The organism is Kitasatospora indigofera (assembly GCF_014655955.1).
GTDB classification, from domain to species: domain Bacteria; phylum Actinomycetota; class Actinomycetes; order Streptomycetales; family Streptomycetaceae; genus Kitasatospora; species Kitasatospora indigofera.
On record NZ_BNBO01000138.1, the window covers coordinates 1 to 1,664 of the forward strand.

At 72.0% G+C, this 1,664-nt stretch carries 1 protein-coding gene; it reads right to left on the reverse strand.

The features are described from left to right. Nucleotides 1–1,641, reverse strand: coding sequence for a phosphoglucomutase (alpha-D-glucose-1,6-bisphosphate-dependent) (pgm, locus tag IE329_RS39795; RefSeq protein WP_190215950.1), 1,641 nt, complete (start codon nucleotides 1,639–1,641; stop codon nucleotides 1–3). Nucleotides 1,642–1,664 lie beyond the last annotated feature (23 nt).

Below are 1,664 nucleotides of genomic sequence, written 5' to 3' on the forward strand. Positions count from 1 at the left end.
TCAGGTGCCGAGTACGTCGCTCACCAGGGTGCGGGCCTCCTCCTGCACCTGGGTGAGGTGTTGGGGGCCGTGGAAGCTTTCGGCGTAGATCTTGTAGACGTCCTCGGTGCCGGAGGGGCGGGCGGCGAACCAGGCGTTCTCGGTGGTGACCTTGAGCCCGCCGATGGGGGCGTGGTTGCCGGGGGCCTGGGTGAGGATCGCGGTGATGGGCTCGCCGGCGAGGGTGTCGGCCTTGACCTGTTCGGGGCTGAGCCGCGCCAGCAGGGCCTTCTGCTCCCGGGTGGCGGGTGCGTCCACCCGTGCGTAGGCGGGGTCGCCGTGGCGGGCCGTGAGGTCCGCGTAGCGTTCGGAGGGGCTGCGGCCGGTGACGGCGGTGATCTCGGCGGCGAGGAGGGCGAGGAGGATGCCGTCCTTGTCGGTGGTCCACACCTCGCCGTCGCGGCGCAGGAAGGAGGCTCCGGCGGATTCCTCGCCGCCGAAGGCGACCGTGCCGTCGGTCAGGCCGTCGACGAACCATTTGAAGCCGACCGGCACCTCGACCAGGGTGCGTTTCAGTTCCTCGGCGACCCGGTCGATCATGGAGGAGGAGACGAGGGTCTTGCCGATGCCGGCGGTGAGGGACCAGGCGAGCCGGTGGCGGTAGAGGTAGTCGATGGCGACGGCGAGGTAGTGGTTGGGGTTCATCAGGCCGCCGTCGGGGGTGACGATGCCGTGCCGGTCGGCGTCGGCGTCGTTGCCGGTGGCGACCTGGTACTCGTCGCGGCGCGCGATGAGGGAGGCCATCGCGTACGGCGAGGAGCAGTCCATCCGGATCCTGCCGTCCCAGTCGAGGGTCATGAAGCGCCAGGTGGGGTCGGCGAGCGGGTTGACGACGGTGAGGTCGATGCGGTGGGTCTCGGCGATGCGTTGCCAGTAGGCGAGGGAGGCGCCGCCGAGGGGGTCGGCGCCGATCCGTACGCCGGCGGCGCGGACGGCGTTCAGGTCGAGTACGGCGGGCAGGTCCTCGACGTAGTGGGTGAGGAAGTCGTGGCGGCCGGTGGTGTCCGCGGCCAGGGCCCGTGCGTAGGGGGTGCGGCGGACCCCGGTGAGGCCGTCGCGGATGAGCTGGTTGGCGCGGTCCTGGATCCAGCCGGTGGCGTCGGAGCCGGCGGGGCCGCCGTTCGGGGGGTTGTACTTGAAGCCGCCGTCGCGGGGCGGGTTGTGGGAGGGGGTGACGACGATGCCGTCGGCGGTGGCGTGGGGGTGGGTGCGGTTGTGGGTGATGATGGCGTGGGAGACGGCGGGTGTGGGGGTCCAGCCGCCGGCGCTGTCGAGGAGGACGTGGACGCCGTTGGCGGCCAGCACTTCGAGTGCGGTGGCGGTGGCGGGTTCGGACAGGGCGTGGGTGTCGGCCCCGAGGAAGAGCGGGCCGGTGGTGCCCCGGGTGGTGCGGTACTCGCAGATGGCCTGGGTGGTGGCGGCGATGTGGTCCTCGTTGAAGGCGGTGTCCAGGGAGGACCCGCGGTGGCCGGAGGTGCCGAAGGCGACCCGCTGGCCGGGCTCGGCCGGGTCGGGGTGCAGCGTGTAGTACGCCGTGACCAGTTTGGCCACGTCCACCAGGTCCCCGGGCTCCGCCGGGGAACCGGCTCGTGCGTGCACCATCGCGATCTCCTTCACCGATCGTC

Coding starts and splice junctions, on each gene's coding strand:
- pgm (WP_190215950.1), bottom strand. CDS start 1,641: ATGGTGCACGCACGAGCCGGTTCCCCGGCGGAGCCCGGGGACCTGGTG.